Annotated in this window: 17 protein-coding genes; 7 read left to right on the top strand and 10 right to left on the bottom strand. The window is 50.2% G+C overall.

Annotated features, from left to right (window positions below):
* Positions 1–68: 68 nt before the first annotated feature.
* The 3 genes from IG617_RS10205 to IG617_RS10195 all read right to left on the bottom strand — a co-directional run bounded on the left by IG617_RS10205 (position 69) and on the right by IG617_RS10195 (position 3,486).
* Positions 69–1,631 carry a glycosyltransferase family 61 protein gene (locus tag IG617_RS10205; RefSeq protein WP_192109098.1) on the bottom strand — a complete coding sequence of 521 codons (1,563 nt, stop codon included), beginning with the start codon at positions 1,629–1,631 and terminating at the stop codon, positions 69–71.
* Positions 1,628–2,416, bottom strand: coding sequence for a tetratricopeptide repeat protein (locus IG617_RS10200; RefSeq protein ID WP_192109097.1), 789 nt, complete (start codon positions 2,414–2,416; stop codon positions 1,628–1,630). The genes IG617_RS10205 and IG617_RS10200 overlap by 4 nt, the downstream gene beginning before the upstream one ends.
* A gap of 74 nt (positions 2,417–2,490) precedes the next feature.
* Complete coding sequence (locus IG617_RS10195; RefSeq protein WP_192109096.1) at positions 2,491–3,486, bottom strand: NAD-dependent epimerase/dehydratase family protein; 996 nt, start codon at positions 3,484–3,486, stop codon at positions 2,491–2,493.
* 209 nt (positions 3,487–3,695) lie between these two features.
* Between IG617_RS10195 and IG617_RS10190 the strand changes: the two genes are divergently transcribed.
* Positions 3,696–4,795 (top strand): IS3 family transposase gene (locus tag IG617_RS10190; RefSeq protein WP_192109095.1). Its coding sequence is split into 2 segments (ribosomal slippage): positions 3,696–3,945 and positions 3,945–4,795, totalling 1,101 coding nucleotides; the frame shifts between segments, so codons are not numbered across the junction.
* Positions 4,796–4,943: 148 nt separating this feature from the next.
* Here IG617_RS10190 and IG617_RS10185 read toward each other — a convergent pair.
* Positions 4,944–6,086 (bottom strand): hypothetical protein, encoded by a 1,143-nt coding sequence (locus IG617_RS10185; RefSeq protein ID WP_192109094.1) that lies wholly within the window; start codon positions 6,084–6,086, stop codon positions 4,944–4,946.
* Complete coding sequence (locus IG617_RS10180) at positions 6,086–6,946, bottom strand: hypothetical protein (RefSeq protein WP_192109093.1); 861 nt, start codon at positions 6,944–6,946, stop codon at positions 6,086–6,088. The genes IG617_RS10185 and IG617_RS10180 overlap by 1 nt, the downstream gene beginning before the upstream one ends.
* Before the next feature lie 264 nt (positions 6,947–7,210).
* Between IG617_RS10180 and IG617_RS10175 the strand changes: the two genes are divergently transcribed.
* From IG617_RS10175 to IG617_RS10150, 6 genes are all read left to right on the top strand, one after another.
* On the top strand, positions 7,211–8,077 hold the full coding sequence (locus tag IG617_RS10175) for a sulfotransferase family protein (protein ID WP_192109092.1): 867 nt from the start codon (positions 7,211–7,213) through the stop codon (positions 8,075–8,077).
* Positions 8,078–8,244: 167 nt separating this feature from the next.
* Positions 8,245–9,429 carry a DegT/DnrJ/EryC1/StrS family aminotransferase gene (locus tag IG617_RS10170; protein WP_192109091.1) on the top strand — a complete coding sequence of 395 codons (1,185 nt, stop codon included), beginning with the start codon at positions 8,245–8,247 and terminating at the stop codon, positions 9,427–9,429.
* A 78-nt stretch (positions 9,430–9,507) separates the two neighbouring features.
* Positions 9,508–10,218 (top strand): WbqC family protein, encoded by a 711-nt coding sequence (locus IG617_RS10165; RefSeq protein WP_192109090.1) that lies wholly within the window; start codon positions 9,508–9,510, stop codon positions 10,216–10,218.
* A gap of 158 nt (positions 10,219–10,376) precedes the next feature.
* Positions 10,377–11,573 (top strand): hypothetical protein, encoded by a 1,197-nt coding sequence (locus IG617_RS10160; RefSeq protein ID WP_192109089.1) that lies wholly within the window; start codon positions 10,377–10,379, stop codon positions 11,571–11,573.
* A gap of 165 nt (positions 11,574–11,738) precedes the next feature.
* On the top strand, positions 11,739–13,088 hold the full coding sequence (locus IG617_RS10155) for a glycosyltransferase (protein WP_192109088.1): 1,350 nt from the start codon (positions 11,739–11,741) through the stop codon (positions 13,086–13,088).
* Positions 13,081–15,516 carry an HAD family hydrolase gene (locus tag IG617_RS10150; protein WP_192109087.1) on the top strand — a complete coding sequence of 812 codons (2,436 nt, stop codon included), beginning with the start codon at positions 13,081–13,083 and terminating at the stop codon, positions 15,514–15,516. Before IG617_RS10155 ends, IG617_RS10150 begins: the two co-directional genes overlap by 8 nt.
* A gap of 91 nt (positions 15,517–15,607) precedes the next feature.
* Here IG617_RS10150 and IG617_RS10145 read toward each other — a convergent pair whose 3' ends face one another.
* From IG617_RS10145 to rfbC, 5 genes are all read right to left on the bottom strand, one after another.
* Positions 15,608–16,813, bottom strand: a complete 1,206-nt coding sequence (locus IG617_RS10145) for a glycosyltransferase family 4 protein (protein WP_192109086.1) — start codon at positions 16,811–16,813, stop codon at positions 15,608–15,610.
* An 83-nt stretch (positions 16,814–16,896) separates the two neighbouring features.
* Entirely contained in the window at positions 16,897–17,763 is an 867-nt protein-coding gene (gene rfbA / locus IG617_RS10140; protein WP_192109085.1) for a glucose-1-phosphate thymidylyltransferase RfbA, read from the bottom strand.
* A 15-nt stretch (positions 17,764–17,778) separates the two neighbouring features.
* On the bottom strand, positions 17,779–18,702 hold the full coding sequence (gene rfbD, locus IG617_RS10135) for a dTDP-4-dehydrorhamnose reductase (protein WP_192109084.1): 924 nt from the start codon (positions 18,700–18,702) through the stop codon (positions 17,779–17,781).
* Between the two features lie 2 nt (positions 18,703–18,704).
* The gene (rfbB, locus tag IG617_RS10130; RefSeq protein WP_192109083.1) at positions 18,705–19,793 is read right to left on the bottom strand and encodes a dTDP-glucose 4,6-dehydratase; all 1,089 of its coding nucleotides are present in this window, start codon (positions 19,791–19,793) and stop codon (positions 18,705–18,707) included.
* A 3-nt stretch (positions 19,794–19,796) separates the two neighbouring features.
* Complete coding sequence (rfbC, locus tag IG617_RS10125; RefSeq protein WP_192109082.1) at positions 19,797–20,369, bottom strand: dTDP-4-dehydrorhamnose 3,5-epimerase; 573 nt, start codon at positions 20,367–20,369, stop codon at positions 19,797–19,799.
* Between the last annotated feature and the right edge of the window lie 398 nt (positions 20,370–20,767).

Below are 20,767 nucleotides of genomic sequence, written 5' to 3'. Positions count from 1 at the left end.
AAATTTCAACTGCCGTTTTCAAACCCCACATCCGCGACCGGCTGCGAACTTTCGATCAGAGAACCATGTTAGCGCACGCGGTCCAGATGCTGATCGAGAAGGACCTCCAACGCTTTTGGTTCGGCCACATAAGGATTGTGCGGATGGCTTGTATTCTCATTCCCGGCAATGAACTCGCCGAAGACGACCGAGAAATTGTGACCGCAAGCGGTCGCTAGGTCTGGAAACAGCATGCCCCAGAACAACCTTGGGCCGATAACGACTATCTCGGCGCCCGCATTGGCATAGAGCATGTTCGTGATTGCGGAGCTGCCGCTTGAAACAATGGTACGGGCATTGGAGAACATACGTATTTGTTCTTCCAGGGAATAATCCAAAGGATCGACAATAGAAAATCCGCGTTTTTCACAAATCTTTATGAACTCCTCCTCGTTCACAAGGGCACGCGTGAAATTCTTGACGTCGCGGCGAACGAGATAGTAATCCTTTTGCGGGTGTTCCCTAGGAATGTTCTTGAAAATTGCCTGACGCGTTGCTTCAATCTCAGCTGGACACACGTCCCATTTCATTGGCAAGACAACGGCATGTTCGACTGTCGATATCCCAACTGTCGGCATAAATTCGAAACGCATGCGATCAATGCCGGCAATCTCCATAAAGTCTATTACCCAACTGGGCGTATTGTCTGGCATCAGTATTTTATGGTCGGAGAATTCGCCACTCTCAAGCGAAAAAATGAGTCGCACGCAGATTTGGCATATAACGTGAAAATAATTCGAGAAATAGTTGTTAGCAGCAGAGGGGACTAAATACTTTCCTTTAAATTCTGTATGAACGGCATCTTTATCCGAATAAAGGATATGCCTTTTCGAAATCTTGACGACATTTTCCCGCGCGCGGGTCGGCAGCAGATGCTCGTCGTAAAAACCATTCTCTCCAACAAAGGAAATAGAACCGATCAACACCTGAAGACGATCGACACGGGCTCCCAATAACGGCGTCGCCTCGATTTCATTTTCATAGATCTCAATACGGTCAGCATGATGTACATGACGATATGTGGTATTGGCTTTGCTTTTACGCTCGGTCACAACGAATGTCTCCGAACCGATCGAACGGATCCATTCCGAAAACTCTCCGTAGTCATAAATCTTCATCCGACGCAAGTCAGAACCCGCGTCGGCGCCACCGCCGCGGATATCGGAGCGGATTTGATCAATGTCACAGGTTTCCAAGGTCGATAAGATATGCACTTCCTCCAACGCGGATCCGTTTTTCCCGGAACCCTTTGCATATTTGACGACCTCTAAAACTGCGTCATGCCGTTCCAGCTTGTAGAGAGCCTCGGCGAGCAGGTTATAGACCTTCGGTTCCAAATGCCCGAGCCGCAGGGCCGACTTACAAAGGAAGGCGATCAAGTTTAAATTGTTTTGAATTACATTTGCCGTATGAAAAGACCCCTTGGCGCCCTGCGTCGGCAAATATGGATCCTCGCGGATACGCTGACGCAAATCCGCGATTTCAAGGAATCGCATTTTTTTTTGCAATATCTGCGCAAGATTGAATATTTGAGTCGGATCAACCTCCAGGGAGGTCTCCAAAAAATCGATGTCCTCGAGTGAATTACTCATGTCGACACGCCCATAATCGAATTGTCAAAAGGGACGACGAGCGATCCAATGCCACCGAACAAACCGATAAGCGCCGCTCGCTCGGAAATTCGCATGACATCGTATTGGGTTTCCGCCGCCGTCTCGAATTTTTGCTGCTTTAGTTGCGCTTGCCAGATAATTCTCAACATGGCGATCTCTAACGGCAGGTGGGCCTGAAGCAATTTGTCCGTTATACGGTTTTCCACCATGTATCCATTCTCACGCAAAAAATCGGATATGAAGGCCTCCGCCTCGTTGGCTCGGCCCAATTCGAGAAGCGCCTTACCTTTTGTGAAAACGACTTTCGTATTTGGCGGGAATCTCTGGATACTTTCGTTGCACGCGGCAACGCACTCGTCGTACCGTTCCTGCCTCAAATAGACAGCCGCGAGGCCATTATAGCCCTGCGCCAAGTCAGGATACTGACGAATTAGACCCCGGAAATTTGTTTCCGCGGCAAGAAATCGGCCCAACTCGATAAGGCCGGCACCTTTGATCCGAAGCGTTTCAGGCTGTTTTTTATTTATATTCAGAGCCAGATCACAATTTTTTATGCACTCTTGCCACATATTCATGTGGGAATACTTTTTCGCTAAGGTATTGTATTTTCGACTTTCAGCTTTTTTGGCTTCGCGTCGGAACCTGCTCAATCTCATATGCCAGCGCCGACTATATGAGATCAATACTTCAAACATGCTTCTACCATTCAGTTCGTTCACCCTGCCATACAGGGCAATCAAGCCGTGCCGGCTCACTGCCACCATTTAATGTCAAGATAGAACCCTAGATTGGCGGACGCTTTTGCGCTACTGCGAGCAACCCATTTATCGGCCGCCGACTAGACCCATCCCCACTTTTCCAGATACTTTCCATCAACTAGGGTTTTCTTCAAACATTTCAGCATATCTTCCAGTAAAACAGGTTCATAGCCTAACAGCTGTTTTTGTTCTTCGACGTTATAGATCGCGCATTTATAGGTCCGCTTCTCGGGTCGGTAAATGTAGTCGATCGCTTCGGGATCAGGGGCGAAAGTCGCGCCAATCGTTTTAATGAAGCGTTCCGTCGTCACAGCTTCACCTGTACCGACATTAAAGGTGCCTCTTTCGAGTTGGGAATCGAAGCAGCGGATTATCAGTGAAAACAGATTATCGACATGCACGTAATCCCGCACCATTTCCGGATCGCCCCATATTTCCAGCGGCTTTCCATCAAGGGCGTTGCGAATGACCTGGAGAAAGGGCATCGTGGTCATTTCCCCATGATGCAGATAATAAGGCGCGTCCGGCACAAGAAAAATCATCGGAAGCCGTAAGTTAAAGGTGCGAATATCAAAGGCTTCACCATAGTAGTCGCCCATCATTTTAGCGGACGTCTTTGTAATGGCGTACATGACATGATCCCCCTTATAGTTAATGGACGGGGGCAAATCATTTTCAAGAAAGTGATCGTTACTCCAATAATTTTCATAATCTCGATGGGACGTCGTATAAACGTAGGACTTGATATCGCTCTGCCTGACGAATTCCAAGATTTTTAGTACGCCGGCAATATTGACACCTACGTACTGGTCCATCGTGCTGGCAAAGTCAGTCTTTTCAGAGGTCGACAAAATACTTGGCTGGACCCCGGCAAAATTCACCACAAGATCGACATCTGTTGGCAAGTCAGAATAGAGCGCGTCGTCCCGGATGTCGCCACGCACGAAGGTGAATTGATCATTGCAAATCTTCGCTTCCGAACGGCCCACACCGACTACCGTCCAGCCGGCATCTAAAAACTTCCGAGCACAATAAGTGCCGCAGTTTCCCGTGGCGCCAAATATTAAAGCTTTCAATGTTTCCCCGCCTCGATGCTAGCTGTAAGCACAATGCCAACGTAGTTAACATAGGCACTATGGTCAAACAAGCAGACAAAAGCACGCTCGGACTAGCGAGGAAAACTGGCTTCCGGAATCGTTTACCATAATGAGCGTGGCGTCTGACCTGCGACCCGCTTCTTCCTCCATTTTTGAGTAGAGTTCGTCCCAATGAATGGAGACGAATAATGAGATCCTCACGTTTCAGCGACGAGCAGATCATCTCGATGATCAAGGAACAGGAAAGCGGCATTTCGACAGCCGAGGTTTGCCGCAAGCACGGCATCAGCAATGCGTCGTTCTACAAGTACAAGTCCAAATTTGGTGGCATGGACGTTTCAGACGCAAGGAAGCTGAAGGCATTGGAGGATGAGAACGCGAAGTTGAAGAAGCTTCTTGCTGAACAGATGCTGGATAATGCGATGCTTAGGGATGTGAATTCAAAAAAGTGGTAACGCCCGCCGCCAGAAGGCAAACGGTGGCTCATCTATGCAAGACGCATGGTATGAGCCAGCGGCGGGTGTGTGCCGTGTTGCAAGTTGACCGCTCGAGCGTGCGCTACACGAGCATTCGGTCTGACGATACACATTTGCGCAAGGCCATAAAGAAGGTAGCCGCGGAACGTCGGCGCTTTGGCTACAGGCGCATTCACGTAATGCTGGAACGCCAGGGTTTCTGCGTGAACCAGAAGAAACTGCGGCGGCTATACCGTGAAGAGAAGTTGCAAGTGCGCAAACGCGGCGGTCGTAAACGGGCTTTGGGAACGCGGCGGCCCATTGTTCTGCCCCAAAGAACCAATGAACGCTGGAGCCTCGACTTCGTATCCGACGCGTTCACGGACGGTGGTCGGTTCCGTGTTCTGGCAGTCGTCGATGATTTCAGCCGGGACTGCTTGGCGCTCGTGGCCGATACATCCTTGTCAGGTCTGCGCATGACACGTGAGTTGGATGCCATCGTCAAACGGCGCGGAGAGCCCCACACGATTGTCAGCGACAATGGCACCGAAATGACGAGTATGGCGGTGCTCAAATGGTGCCAGGAGACGGGCGTCGAATGGCATTACATCGCTCCCGGCAAGCCCATGCAAAATGGCTTTGTAGAGAGCTTCAACGGCAGTTTTAGGGATGAGTGTCTGAACGAGACGCTCTTTTCCTCGCTGCCCCAGGCATGCCAACAGATCACCGACTGGAAGGAGGACTATAACCGAGAAAGGCCACATTCCTCATTGGGCAACATCACGCCCATCGAATTCGCCATGAAAATGGCACTGGAAAAACAGGCCGCATAAGGCCAATAACAAACTGACGAACTCTCCAAATAGCTGGAAGAGAGTTGGGTCTCAGGTCAATATGACAAAAGTCTCGAGCACATGTTTAGCCCTATCCCAATTCACCTCTACTGAACTACGGGCGGTGCGACCGAGAACGCAGATTGCGTCAGGGACGTTGCAGAAATTCGATTTGATCCAAGTCTAAAACAGGTATCTGGGATTTCTGGCTGACATCAAGGCGCTCGGGAAATTCATTATCGATGAAGATCGCCCGCCCATCGATGAACGATGACTTCTTCTCATCGGGAAGCACCGGAATAATCTCATGAAAGATCGAATGATCGACGTCGATGCTCGCGAGCGTATCCTTAATGTCGAATTTGTGCCTAGTTATGAGCTTCAAAACGTAGTTCACATCGCGATAGTCATGGAGCAATTTCCTCAAGTCCTGAATAGGTTTGCCTTTACAAATCAATGTCTCATCGAGGTCAAAATACACGACATCGTAGTCAAAAATATATCTAGGCACTTCTTCATCTAGAAATGCGATATCATTGGGATCGATAAAATAACGGGTTCGGACTTTTCTACCGAGCAGGTTTTGAACCATTATCAGTGGGACATTTATACCAGCCGCACGGTAGGCTTTCCAATGCCGTTGGAACTCATTGTGAACAATTCGGCTGTGAATCTCGTTTGCCCGTTCGTCTTTTGAAAAAGAAAAAGTTATTGTTTCGGATAGATAACGTTTGTCTGCTTCGTTGCCTGTCCCAAAAACCAATAATTCACGTTCGTTATTTCCTAACAAACTTACGCGGCCGTTTGAGCGACGAACGAAACCAGATAAAAGGACGGGATCACTCTCGAAATCCATTAAAACATCAAGACGAAGCTCGCCCGGCGCCGCATCAAGAATTCGCTTGATCCCCGAGAAATTCATTTCGACGAATTCCTTCAAGAACTGTTTTGATTGGTCGCTTGTGGCCTGCAGCGTTTCGGCGACCGCCTTCAGTTCCCGGCACAGGATTTTGTTATAGTCCTCCTGATGCTCAACAAAGACGCTGTTCACAGACAACCGACCCTCAATGAGGGAAATGAAAAGGACGGTCTCGCGCACCGGCAAAGCGTTTATCGCCAGTGCACCCAGTTTACTCCATTCCATGTGAATGAAGTTGTCCAACTCAAACGGAGCTTCGGACGCCAATATCTTATACGCACAATGCGTCGAAAACCGAAGGCTTCGGCAAAGTTCTATGAAGCTTTCTGAGTTGTCGCCGATAAGTAAGCAGGTTGGATAGTGATCGCGCATTACAAGTATCCGAACTTTATCAATCGCGCTTCATCAATGAATCGCTTGAGCTGACTATTATCCTTTTCAAAGAAGGTTTGGATTCCACTTATTTGGGTGTCGTTAAGATGTGGAATAAGCGTTTCGCCGTCTTTGGTGAAATAGCCCCCGCTGGCCTTGTGTTTTTTATTTTCGTGAGATTTGGACAAAAGTCCTGCAATCGTAGCAGTATCCACGTCAATGATCCGCGACTGCTTTTCGCAGAAAGATTGAAGGTCGCGGGTCCATTCCTCAAACAAAAAGACTTCGACCTTTCCTTGGCCAAATACATTTTCCAAAATATCGATATATTTGGCGAACTGATATATTTCAAATCCTTCGATGCATATGTTATTACTCTCATCGAAAATAAGGTCCACCCCCTTATATTTCTTCAGGTTGTATTCTTCGACATACTGCGAAAAGATCAGTTGTGGCTGATTCCGAATGACAATCATTGGAATGAATTCTATTTGCCCACCGTAACGCGCTACGATTTGCTCCTTAATTTTTTGTGGGAAACTGAAGGGATCACAAATTTCGTTGCCGTAGTTGTTTTGCCGCAGCTTAATCGGAGCCGTGAAGCTTTCATCGCTTAATATATTCAGGCGATTTTCAGAGAAATCCAAATACTCTGGAAGTATTTTACCGCCGGCAAACAGGCAGCTACTAGGTCTGCGGTCCAAGTGTTCTGTAGAATCCTCCTGACGCCAAGTCTTCAGGTTCAGGATGCCGCGATCATGCAGCGGTTTGAACAGGCCATACTGGAGGGTCGACGACCCTGTTTTAGGGAAGCCGAAATGGATCAGGACTTTCAAATCAACCACCGTCGGCATTGGCATGAAAGGGAAAACACTTGGAAAGTCATTAAAATCATCGTTTTCAGAAATCCAGACGGGGTGTCGCTTCGGACGAATTCCTCACATTACTATTTGATGGGCCCCAATTATGGATGGACCCTTCACGCAGCATATTGCATAACGGATTTTGCAAGTCCAGACGGTCAGCCCCACTCCTGATAGAAAGTTAAACCGGCCCGCAAAAGAAATGATCCGGTTAAACCGTCCCGCTTTACGGGGAGACGTTAAGTGTTTCGAAAGGAGCGAATGAACAGCGCAGGCACACTACCGAAACTTCTTTACACTGATTCATACCGAGAACAGAAAATGATACCCAGTAAATCGCCCTATCAAAAACTAAAAAAAATTATGTCTCCTCAGCAGTTTAATTATCATTTCAATATCTCGATAAAAAATCAGTATGTTTTTGTAGAAGTATCCAAGGCGGCTTGCACAACGCTGAAGTCCAACTTATCCAAGCTCGAAATTAAAGACGAGAAGCTTCCCGACCATTTTGAATCCGTTGTCAAGCGACCGCATAGGCCAATCAATGAAAGTGTGTTCGTAAAGCCCTATCAGCTGGGCCAGGACAATTTCGACCGCATCATCAGAAACAAAGACTTTCTAAAATTTGCCTTTGTGCGTGACCCATACTCGAGAGCCCTTTCCGCTTATCTCGACAAATTTGCCCGAGGAAAAGAGTTAAATGTCATGCGCAATCTTCGAAAAGAACTTGCGGAAATCCGCCAAATCTCCGTTGAGGATGAAGAGGGGCTTCTGACTGATGTTTCTTTTTCCGAGTTTTGCCAGGCGCTCGCGTTAAAAAAGGAATCATTCCCAAAAAACCTGTTTGCTTTTGATCAGCACTGGCGCCCACAAGCGGCCCATCTGTGCTGTTCTATCATAAAGTACGACTTCATCGGGAAAATCGAAAATTTTGAAGAGGATATCGCATATGTCTTGAGTAAAATTTTTCCAACAAATATTACAAGAGACATAGTAATTGAGGAGAACTCACCACATAAAACCTCTTCGTCGCAGAGGGTCGGCGACTATTACACCACGCAAGAAAGGCACATAATCGAAGCTATATATGCAGAAGATTTTGAGCTATTTGATTATCCGAAAATCTGAGGATATCGGCCAGATCGGTTCATTCCGAATTGTGCGTTACGCGCTTTGGGCGATATTTTGACCTATGATCAACGCCAGTAGAGCTTATTTCGCTCGAATATTGAGCGCGCCGGAACCAATTGATTTGGCGACGGTTCGGTAACGAAGTCGTAATCGGAGGATTTTTTATGGTCGTTGGACCGTCGCTCTACAAATATCAAGCAAAAGGAGCTGAGAAGCTTGCATGTGTCGATATGGCCATGAGAAATGCTCTCAGGCATTTCCCGGCAAACGAACTCATCGAGGCTGCGGGCGTTATTTCCTTTGCAGAGAAAAAGGCCTTCGACGCCTCCGATCTGGCTCGGTTTCTTGAGGGGGCTCAGCGTTTTAACCGCTGGTCCAACCGTGGTCCGGCTTGGTATGCTTTGACACAATCGTATGAAGATCTGTTTCAAGGGCTGATTGACAAAAGAGTCATTCCCTGTGCGAATGGCGGCATTGCACTTGAGGCGCTGGCTGGAATTCACAACGTTCGCGCGGGTCGGCCCTTGAAATGGTGCGTAAGCGCATTCGGATTTGCCAACACCAATAGAGGCCTCTTCGCTGATTCAATTAAAGTCGACTGTGATCATCGTGGCGTGCTGTCCATAGAATCCTTGGCCCGTCTGGATCCGAACAGTTTCGATGGCCTGGTGGTAACCAATCCGTTCGGCCTCCTGGATGATTTTCAGCCTTTTGTGGATTGGCGTGCGGCGACCGGAAAACCCCTTCTGATTGATAACGCTGCCGGTATTCATACAGATATCCCCGACCTCCCCTATCAATCCTTCAGTTTGCACCATACAAAACCATATGGTTTTGGCGAAGGCGGCCTTGCCGTGGTGCCGGCTGAAGATTACGAACACTTTCTGCGCCTGATCGAGTATCAACCGCTCTCCGAGCACGAGGCACGATTCTGGGTGAATAATGGAAAACTGTCCGAAGTCGCATGCGCGGCGCTCTTGATGCGCCTTGAAGATTCCCCCCGCTGGCTGCCCCTTTACCAAGAACAAAATCGCAGAATTCGGGACATCGGGAAGAAGCTCGGATATGCTCCACTCCTGGAAAGCGATTTAGTCACGATGGGCTTCCCGCTCGTCGCGCCGCATTGCGTTCAAAGTGAATGCCTGTCCAACGACCTCTTCGTTATTGGAAAATACTATCGGCCGATCGCCGATCTTACGGTCGCTTCAGATATATTTGACCGGATTGTCAATGTGCCAAGTCACCCGGGCATGAAACGGCTTTCTGACAATCAAATCGAAGATATTCTATTACAAATACTTGAAAAATCGGGAACCGCATCGAAAAATACAGAAATATTTTGCTCATGAACACTAAAAACTTAGATCCATATTGATTTTGCTCCAATACACCCCGAAACAAAGTTTCTGGACAATGCAGGACATCAAGTGACCTATCGCTTAGGCATAATGCAACCCTATTTCTTTCCCTATGCTCAACAATTCCGGCATATTGGACAGTGCGATCACTGGATCATTTTTGATACACCAAAATTTTCGCGCAAATCGTGGGTGAGCCGAAACCGAATTCTGAACAGAGATACCGAGTGGGGCTATGTTGCGGTTCCGGTCGTCAAGGGTGCCAGCAACGACGCGATTTGTGAGGCCGAAATACTGCAAAACGACTGGCGCAACGAACTAAAAGATAAGCTTCGCGTCTATGAAAAAGCGGCGCCGTTTTTTGATGAAACCATGGGTCTCATCGAGGTTTGCCTTAACGAGCCAACGCGAACGATAGCCGATCTCAACACTGCTATCATCCAAGAAACCTGCCAGCACCTCGGCATTGAAACCGAATTGCACAGGCTATCGGAATTGGACATTCGTCTTCCGGAAACCGCCGGACCTGGCGAGTGGGCCTGTTTAATTTCCAAGGAAGTCGGCGCTAATATCTACTCCAATGCGCCTGGCGGCCGGGACCTGTTTGATCCGACCTATTATTCTGAAAATGGCGTTGAGCTGGAATTTTATGAGCCCATTCCACTCGAATATTCAACGCCCGGATTCGTTCCGGTGGAGGGCCTTTCGGTAATCGATCCCCTCATGTGGATGGGGCGTATCGCTCTTGGTGAATGGCGCCGTTCAACCGTCACGTTATAGTCTCGCGCCCCTCAGGTGATACTGGGGACAACAACTACACGTTCACCAAACGTTTCGACACCAAGCCCGAAGCGGCTACGATGAAGGGTATCTGAAGGCGTTCTTAACATGTTTGAAGAAATAGTTTTCAATTGGCTTTCAAAACTAAGTGAAGCCGGATGACCCGCTTATTCCTGCATATTGGCGCGCCGAAAACTGGTACGACTTCGCTCCAATCGGTTCTCGAACGATCTTGTAATCGGCTCTTGGATCGAGGTGTACTGTATCCGCGTTTGGGAATGCAACAGGCGTGCCTCCACCATATTTTCGCACGTCCTTTTTGCGAAGCCGGGCCGCATGACGGCATTTGGTCCATCGGACCAAAAACAGAACTCACGACCGAAGAAGAAATCCTGCAAAGGCTGACCAGGGAGGTCGAGCAGACAGGCGCCCACACGGTTGTGATTAGCTCCGAGGTCTTTTTCTGCCTGTCCTCGGAAGTTCTTTTCAAACCGCACAAAGGGCTCAATGTGGCAGACGCTACGCGCAAGATGTTTTCGGCATTCGACGCGAAGGTTACCATCTATCTTCGCCGCCAGGATCAATGGCTAGAATCTTGTTACGTTGAAGCTGTTAAAGGTCCGCATACGCTTGCCAGCGAGTCAATTGCCCGCTTCGAGCTTTTCCAAAATCGTGAAAAGCTGGATTATACTCGGCAGTTGGCCCCGTGGGAGAAAGCATTCGGGAAAGAAAACCTGATCGTGCGATCCTACGACGCTGAAAAGAAAAAAAGGGGGATTATTAACGCCTTTTTAAACGATGCCGGGCTTGCGGATTTTCAGCCTGAGAGCACGGTTAGCGCGAAGGAAGTGTATATCAACAAGAGCCCGCCATTAGCTGGAGTAGAACTGATCCGCCGCTTAAATCTGGGGCACAAGAAGAATCCAGAGAAGAGTCCTCTAGACCTGCCACGATTAGACGAGGTCACCGAAGCATTCGAACCAGTCCCCAAGCAACGCTTCTTGAGCCTTGCGCAGTGTCGCGAGATTTTGTCCGACGTGCACGAAAGCAATTGCGCTCTCGCGGAAGCCTACGGGCTGAACGACTTTAAACGCTTGGATAAGGCCTTCGATGGGCAGTCCGTCTGGCCTGTGGTCGGCGACTTGGACCAGGACGCTTTGGTGAGACTCGTCAGGCTTGTCGTGCAAGATCGTAAACAGGCCCGCAAGGAACGCAACGAGCTTTATGCCACCGCCGAACAGCGGTTAACGGAACTCAACAAGCGGAGAGACCGAATTCGGGATCTCGAAAGACTTGTAAGAATGTTGAAATGGAATCCGTTTCTGGCATGGTGGAAGAGCATCTTTCGTCCTTAATTTACGATTCAAACGGGTATAAAAATGGGGCTGATGATTATTTTGGCCCCCCCACCGCCACCAAATCTATGTATGTTGCAACCGATACACCGTTTGCTATCGTGCCGAGCCAGATTTGGCGATCCGTTCAATGGCGTCGTTGTGCCGCGAGACAACCGAGTTCCCATGCCTATTGATGCTCTAGAACCTCTCATACTTTCCGATTATTCCATTGATGGAGTAATACACCCCGAACGCCGGCGAAGGCTTCGTGTCGCCGTCATTTCGAAGGCCGATAGTCATGGCGGCGGTGCAAGCCGCGTCGCTGAAGAGCTTACTCAGCTCATCAATCATTCCGGTCATCATGCCCATCATTTTTGTTCTTGGGCTGGGAAAGGTTTCAAGGGAACCAGACGCCCGCTTTATGGCAAGCACGGGGGATTGCTGCGCAAACTTCACCATCGCCAAAAGAAAGCGGGTTTTCCCGAATTAGTCCCTTTCGAATTGTGGCCGATGCTTCAAATGGGGCTGCTAAAAAATTATGATCTCTTTCACTTTCACGACCTGTCATCGGCGATCTCGCCGTTAACCTTGGCGTACTTGGCCAGGCATAAGCCTGTGGTTTGGACACTACACGATTGCTCTCCCTTCACCGGAGGCTGTATCTATCCAATGGGGTGTGGGCATTTTGCACGCGCCCGCGGGTGCGGCGACTGTCCGCAAATCGGCCAGTGGCCAATCGACACCAAGCGCGACAACACACAGCTCATGCGCAGGATTAAAAGCTACGTGCAGGAGGGCAATGTAACCGCCATTACGCCATCGGAATGGATGGCCGACATGGCTATGAGTAGCATGATCTTCAAGAAGCGGCCGCTTGTTATCAGCAACTCGATTGATACCGATTTTTACCGACCACTGAACAAGACCAAACTTCGTGCCGAGATGGGGATACAAAATGGACGGCCGGTGTTCCTACTTTCCGCCGGCAATATCGTAGATCCACGCAAAGGCGTTCGGTTTGCACTCGAGACTATTGAAAGATTAAGGCATATCGACCCATTCCTAGTTGTCATGGGTAACGCCGATGATGCATTTTTCGAAAAGCTTTCGGGCTTCGACTACCTCGCGGTGGGCTATATTTCAGATCGGTCGCAGCTTAACCGGTTTTATAGCGTGGCCGATGTTTTCCTGTTTTGTTCGACCGCGGACAATCAGCCGCTGTCCGTTATCGAAGCGCTCGCATCGGGAACCAGTGTTGTTGGATTTGCGACCGGCGGGATCCCGGAACAGGTATCCCAGGGCAAGACTGGATATCTGGCTCCCCAAGGCGATATCGAACAGTTGGCTGCCGCGATAGCCCAGGCCTGGGAAAATGGCGATTTTGACAACTGGTCCGCTCAGGCTCGGGACGCTGCCGTCGCCCGCTTCGCTCAAGCCAAAATGCTCCGCGAGCATTTGTGGCTTTATCGTCGGCTCGTCGCTGAGAATGCCACTAAGGATCGTAAAAGGCCCATCGGACCTTCCAATGCTTAAGATACATACCGATTACCGGGACGCGTTCCATCATATTTTGCAGTTCGTAGACGAGGAAATTTCTTCAGGCAAAGTACCAACTGTTTCATTCGACGTATTCGATACGCTCCTGCAGCGCCGTGTCAGTCCGGACCTTGTGTTGGCGGGCGCTGCACGATGGCTTGACCAACATATCGAGTCACGCGGCCTCCAGCAGAAGCAACAGGCCTTATCGTCTTTCACCAAGGCCTATCGCACCAGCTGCGAGAGCAATACGCGCCAGGGGCTGGATCAAGAGGCGAACACATCAGAACTATATGCCTTGTGGATCGACGAGGTGCTCGAAGACCATGCCAACCAACGGCTGCGCGACCAGCTCAGCAAGGCGATCGAGGCCTATTTCGAGCAAATTGAAATCCGAACAACCTATGCTGCGCCGCATGTGCTAGAATTGCTAGAAGATCTCAAACAAAGACAGTGCCGTATCATATACATTTCCGACATGTATATCGGCGACCGGTGCGTCTCACGGATACTGGCCGCTTGTGGTTTACTGCATTTCTTCGATGCTGGCTATGTTTCCGGCGACCATGGCCTATTGAAACGAACAGGCAACCTATTCAAGAAAGTCGCTAGGCTGGAATGTGCTGAACTGGGCCGCATTTTGCACATTGGCGACAATAAGCATGCCGATGGCGAAATGGCGAAAAAATCTGGGCTGAACGCCATTGTGATCGAGGACAAGGGCTTTTTGCAGCGACGTTCGCGCATGGACTTGGCATTTTCGGCAGTAAAAAAACATCGAGATTGGGGCGGGTATCTGGCTGCACTTTCCGCTCAAGCAATGGCCGGTGAAATCGGAACCCGAGAACACGCCGTAACACTGCGCCTGCTAGGCCCAATATTTAGCTATTTCATCCATAAGGTTGCGGAGCGATGTCGGGACCACGGAATCGAAAAAATATATTTCTGCGCGCGAGAAGGCTATGTTCTAAAGGAACTTTTCAATCGTCTTGCGCCGCTTGTTTTCAATGATGGTCCCAAACCGACCGCCGACTACCTACCAATTTCACGCCTATCGGCATTGACTGCATCTGCTAGACACTTTGGCTTGCGCGAACTTTCGGCAACCGCAGCAAACGGGCCGCCGACGATTGTCAACCTGTTGTCGTTCCTGCAATTGTCGGCCGATGAATTGTCGAAGATTTCGGCAAGCCATGGGATTGAGGATGTGAGATCACCATTGCCACCATTTTTCCGCGACTGGCCGCCTTTTCAAAGATTGCTCGAGGACCCGCGGATCTCGAAAGCCATTCAGGCGAAGCACTCTGCCTCCAATGCGCTTCTGGGACGATATTTGGACGGGCTTGGATTTTTCAACCATAGCCGAGTTGCACTTATAGATGTCGGTTGGTCGGGACGGATACAGGAATTCCTCCACGAAGCGATCAAGCATAGATCCGATGCCCCGCAAATCTTCGGCTTCTACATGGGTACCCGTTTGCCAGCGCATTGGCGCAAGACATCTCGAAACTGGATCGAGCCTGTGCTCGCCGATGAATGCCAATTGGATTGGTACGCCCAAGCTTGCCTACTATTTCCTCAACTGTTCGAAGCCGTTGTGCGTTCTCCGCACGGCACCGTTCTCGGCTACGAACAAGCGGAAGACGGCACTGTAGAGCCTGTCTTCAAATCAGATTCCTTAGAAAGCCGGATATTTGAGGCCGAAGATGATCCGTTCCTGTGCCATATTCAAATGGCGCTCTTCGAATATGCTGACCACTATGCCACGACCGCAGCACTCGCCGGAATTCGGGCAGATGACACTCGTTCCTATGCACTCGAAGCCTTGAACCGTCTGGTCCGCTTTCCCAGTAAAGACGAAGCAGAAATTTTCCTTCAATTGCGTAATGTATCGGACTTGGGGTCGTCTGAAATGATTTCATTGGGCAATAAGAAGAGCGGTCATTGGCTTACGAACTATAAAACAGCTCGCCGGGAAATCGGAAAAAGCTTCTGGAAATACGGCACCGCATCGCGATTCGGCAGGATCATCCCCCAGATCTATTTTTTGCTGTTTAGCGAGGTCAAACGGATCCCGCGCCGCAATCGGCCCCTCAATTCGGGGATTGTTAGCCACCAGTATGAAAACGTGGAGGTCAAAACTCGCTGCAAGGTCGATCCGAAATCGATGACTGGCGAACAAGAGGCACTTTCGCGGCTCGAGGACCAAATTGGCACACGCATCCGAATGCTTTCGAATTCATACGCCTCCCCTTTCGACTATGTCGATCTGGAAGCCAGCACCCAGCCCTTGGGATACAAAGAAGTGAAATGGGCTCGGCTCGCCTTATCTCTCGTGAAATTGCGCCTTATGCGCTTGCATAGGCACGCTGTGCAAGCCGAAACGCTGCCACTGGTTCTTTGGCGGCGCTTTGCATCACGATAAAGGAGCCCTGCCGTCCAGCTCTTTGTCCATTCTAGCCACAACCGGCTGTTCCAGAGCACGAATAGGAATCTAGGACGTGGCGGTGGCTAGGCTATTTTGAGATTTGGCTTGCTTCGACGGCCTTTGTGACGCGTTCCTTGATTGCCGTTTCGACAACCCGCGCGCTTTCCGGCCAACTAACACGGCCTATTCGTTGAAGGGCTTTCCGTCGGAGCTCGTCGCGTCTTGCCGGGTTTTCCAGCAGTATTTGAAGAGCATCCGCTATTCCAGCAGGTGTCGGCGCTGCGAACTCCAGAACGCCTTCCGCGAAAATGCTTCGAACGGTATCAATATCGAGGTCTACCACAGGTAAGCCGCACGCCATCATTTCCTGGTTCACCAGCGAGTGATTGGTTGCCGAAAACACAAGACCGATTGATGCCTGACGATAAATATTCGCTAGGCTCTCATTTTTGACGGTCCCGTAATTCCTATAGGGAAAAGGTACTTCGAAACTTCCCTTGCGACCGCCAAAAAAGCCGACCTCGAATTCCACTCCGCGCCGATGTAATGCCTCTAGGCCCAAAATTGCGAGTTCCACAGCGCGGCGCGGCGTTCCTGACCGGGCATAGACTGCAATTAGATCGGCTTTGCGCTCAAAGTCTTCGTCAATGCTATAAACGGCATGATCTACGGCAAGTGGAAATGACGCCGCCCACCGGCCGAATTTTTCCATCATAATTCGCCTGAGCCACTCGCCGGCACATAAGCAATCGAAATCGAACCGGTAAGTGACGTCTGTCAGCAGAGCGTCGGACCCCGCAGGATAGAACATGGCCTCATAGTCCTGCACAAAGTAGAACTTCCGAAAAAAGCCACCCATCGCATTCGCTGGATAGCAGGTAGACCAATTTGTGGCGATCAAGGCGTCACCTTCCAATTCAGGCAAATCGTGGTCCAAAATCGCCACGTGCCCCTGAAACGGCTGGAAGTGCCGATTGATTGTGTGCCGAGCTGACGCCCCGCTGCGATGGCGGACCGGGTTGTGAATGAGGAACCTAATCTCGTGACCGAATTCTTCCAACAAGCGCGCGATACGGAAGATTGTCATATGTCCGCCGGCGCCGGGTGAAAAATCAGGGATAATCCAGGTTATTTGCAGACGACCGTAATCTACAGGCCGCGCAGGAACGCGGTCAGGTTGAGACTGAACGTCCAGGAGATTGCGATAGACGCCAAGTTTTTTTTCTATGTCGGTACGTAGCGCGCGACGGTTCAAATTCCCCCTCAAACCGAAGCGACGGACCAGTTCTTTCAAGCCCCGCATCTAATATCTCGCGATTGATAGCCTGAAGCGCTTTTTATTGCGCACCGGCGATTTTACGGCTCACAATACCGGTCTCATTCGTGTGCGACCTTCAGAAGGTACCTACCGTATCCGTTCTTCGACAGCTCTTGTCCCATTCGCTCCAAATCGCTCTTGCCGATCCAGCCTTTCAAAAAGGCTATCTCCTCTGGAACTGCGATCCGGTGGCCCTGACGTTTTTCAATCGTTTGAACAAAAACCGCGGACTCAACTAGGCTGTCATGAGTGCCTGTGTCGAACCAAGCATATCCTCTGCCCAACTGTTCAACATTCAGGTCCCCGCGTTCCAAGTAGCGAGTGTTGACATCGGTGATCTCCAGCTCGCCCCGGGAACTTGGCCGAACCTCCTTAGCAATGGAAACGACATCCTTATCATAAAAATAGAGACCCGTGACTGCCCAAGGAGATTTTGCAGCCTTCGGTTTCTCCACGATCGATGTCGCAAGACCGTTCGCGTCGAACGTCACAACCCCATAGCGCTCGGGATCGGTTACCTCGTAACCGAAAATCGTTGCTCCTGAGGGTCTTTGAACAGCGTGAGCGAGCTTATCCGTCAAACCATGTCCAAAAAAGATGTTGTCACCAAGGACAAGACAACAACTGTCACCGCTTATGAAGTCTTCTCCAATCAGAAATGCCTGTGCAAGCCCATCAGGACTTGGCTGAACCGCATAGCTTATGTTGATCCCCCAGTGCGATCCGTCCTCCAACAACATTTGAAAAGCCGAGCTGTCGTGCGGAGTCGTGATGACAAGAATATCCCGGATACCAGCAAGCATCAGGACGCTGATCGGATAATAGATCATTGGCTTGTCATAGACTGGCAGTAGCTGTTTGGAGATACTGCGTGTTATCGGAAAGAGGCGTGTCCCGCTTCCTCCAGCAAGTATAATGCCCTTCATCGCACCCGCTCCACTTTAGACAATTGAGCCCGGCTCGAAATGGAGCCCGGGGCGATCATGTAATTGGAACCGGCCAAGCATATCAGCTAAAGCCACGTCCCAAGGCCTTAATTTTAGACCATGGATCCGTTCCAGATGGCCGCAATCGAGAATCGAGTTGGCGGGCCGCCGGACGATCGCCGGAAAGCCTGATGATGAGACTGCCTTGACAAGCAAGTCCTCCCGGACTCGTTCGGCTGCGAGCCTAAAAATTTCTTCTGCAAATCCATACCAGCTGACGCCACCGCCGCCGGCACAATGAAACGTTCCATAGCCGGTGGGATTGAAGCTACCCGACAGCAGGCGCGCGCTTAACTGTGCAATCACCTCGGCCAAATCCCTAGCGTAGGTCGGGCACCCCCATTGGTCATTGACCACAGAAATTTCTTTCTGATCGGCCCCGAGCCGCAGCATCGTTTTCACAAAATTCTTGCCGCGCATGCCATAGACCCAAGCAGTTCGGAGAATAACATGCTGACCGTTCGAGGTGCGCACGGCATTTTCGCCCGCCGCTTTGCTATGACCGTAAATACCTAAAGGTGCCACTGGATCGTCCTCGGAATACGGGCTCTTTTTGCTGCCGTCAAAAACATAATCGGTCGATATGTGAATGATCGATGCGTCGACTTCCGCCGCTTTGATCGCTAAATCGCCCGCGCCGTCTCGATTGACGGCGAAAGCCATATTTCTGTCGGCCTCCGCCTTATCCACCGCAGTAAAAGCAGCTGCGTTGACGATCACCTTCGGCCTGTACCGGGATATGGCGGCGTCGATCGATTTACGGTCGGTGATATCAAGATCTCGATGAGCCAATGCAGCAACAGTCAAACCACGCTCGCGACAAAGGCCTGCAACCTCGAAGCCGAGCTGTCCTTCAGCGCCTGTTACAAGGACTTCCACGACTAGTGGCTCCTTAAGGGAACTAGCGGCGCGCTATGGGAGTTCGACCCGAGGCCTAGCCTGTCTCTAGCATATTGACCACTCCGGGTCGCTTCCCACCAGGATCGGTTTTCCAGATACCAGACAACGGTTTGCCGCAATCCACTTTCAAACGTATGCTTCGGCCGCCAACCGAGTTCCCTTGTTATCTTCGAAATTTCCATAGCATAGCGCGCGTCGTGACCCGGTCGGTCGGCGACATAAGTAATCAGTTCACGCCTCGGCTGTTCAGCCGGAACAAATTCATCGAGCAAATCACAAATCATTTGAACGACGGCAATATTTGTCCGTTCAGCTTCACCGCCGATATTATAAACCTCGCCCGGCGTACCGTTGATGACAACCTGCCACAGAGCATCAGCATGGTCTTCGACGAACAGCCAGTCCCTTATATTCTCGCCCGTTCCATAGACCGGCAACGCCTTGCCCTCTAGGCCATTAAGGATCATCAAAGGAATGAGCTTTTCGGGAAAATGATAAGGGCCGTAATTGTTTGAACAGTTGGTCGTTACGACCGGCAGGCCGTACGTGTGGTGCCAGGCACGTACCAAATGGTCCGATGCCGCTTTCGACGCCGAATACGGCGAATTGGGCGCATAAGGCGAGGATTCCCTAAATGCGCCGACTGGCCCTAGCGAACCGTAAACCTCGTCCGTTGAAATATGATGGAATCGGAACGCGTTCTGGCGCGCGGCCGACAGATTTTCCCAGTAATCGCGCACCGCTTCCAACAGGCGGTAGGTTCCAATGATATTTGTGTCGATGAATGCAGCGGGCCCGTCGATAGAACGGTCGACGTGGCTTTCGGCGGCAAGATGCATGATGGCCTTGGGTTGTTCCCGGGCTAGAAGATCGGCCATCGCTTCACCGTCGCGGATATCGGCACGGATGAACTTGTGATTGGGCTTATTTTCAACTAGCGATAGGGAGTTCAGGTTTCCAGCATAGGTGAGGCTGTCGACTGTGATCACATCGACATTTTCCTGAAGAACGAGCTTTCGGACGACCGCCGATCCGATAAATCCCGCTCCGCCTGTGACAACGACCTTCATAGCCTACTCTTCCCCTGAACGTGTGAAATAGGCAGGCAGTTCCGAAAGCCTAGGTTGGTTTTTGTCCTTTTTTGACAAATGAGCGTCTGCACCAGACACCCCCCAATCGATGGCGAGTTCCGGATCGTTCCACAAAACCCCTCTGTCATGCGACGGTGAGTAATAATTGGATACCTTGTACAAAATTTCCGTGTCTGGCTCCAAGGTCACCATCCCGTGAGCGAATCCGACCGGCACGAGAATCTGGTTCCCGCCACGAGCACACAACAGCGTGGAAACATGTTGACCATAGGTCGAAGACCCTGTTCTGAGATCCACGACAACATCAAGAATCGAGCCGCTAACAACGCGAATGAGCTTGTCCTGAGCAAACGGGGGAATTTGAAAATGCAAACCGCGCACCGTTCCTTTCTTTGCCGAAAAAGCATGGTTATCCTGAACAAAGTCTATGTCTATGCCAGCATTTGAAAAGCAGCGCTTATTGTAGGCTTCCGAAAAGAACCCTCGCTCATCATTATGTTTGCTAAGCACTATAATTTTGACAGCGGGTATAGATAATTCTTTTACAGCAACCATTCATTTCTTTCAGTCTAACTAGGCATTAGCGCCAAGGGTCGTACAGTCTTTTTAGACGCTGAGATTCACAGAGGTTACGAAAAAGCTCAAACTATTTTCCAAAACCAATTCGCATGCACCAAAGTAAACTGACTCCCACCATTTTCGTATTAACAATTTCAAACAAAAAGGCTTATTTCTTGCTCCCTATTACCAGCGTAGAGACCCCAGCATCGGAACAATAAGGTGCTAGCGATACCAAGGAACATGAACGGAATCCACCCTGTAGCTTGAAGGCTTCGGCTTGCTGAGATACGCAATCGGCCGCTTTTTGGTCGCGGAACCAATTCTAATGCACATTGCTGCGGTCAACTTCCCAAGTTTCTGCCCGGGCATAGGCAAGCTTACCTTGATCCTCC

Origin of the sequence: Roseibium polysiphoniae (assembly GCF_014842925.1) — a bacterium.
Taxonomy (GTDB): Bacteria; Pseudomonadota; Alphaproteobacteria; order Rhizobiales; family Stappiaceae; genus Roseibium; species Roseibium polysiphoniae.
Note: the sequence above shows the minus strand (reverse complement) of the source record. Positions and strands in the feature narration are given on the sequence as shown.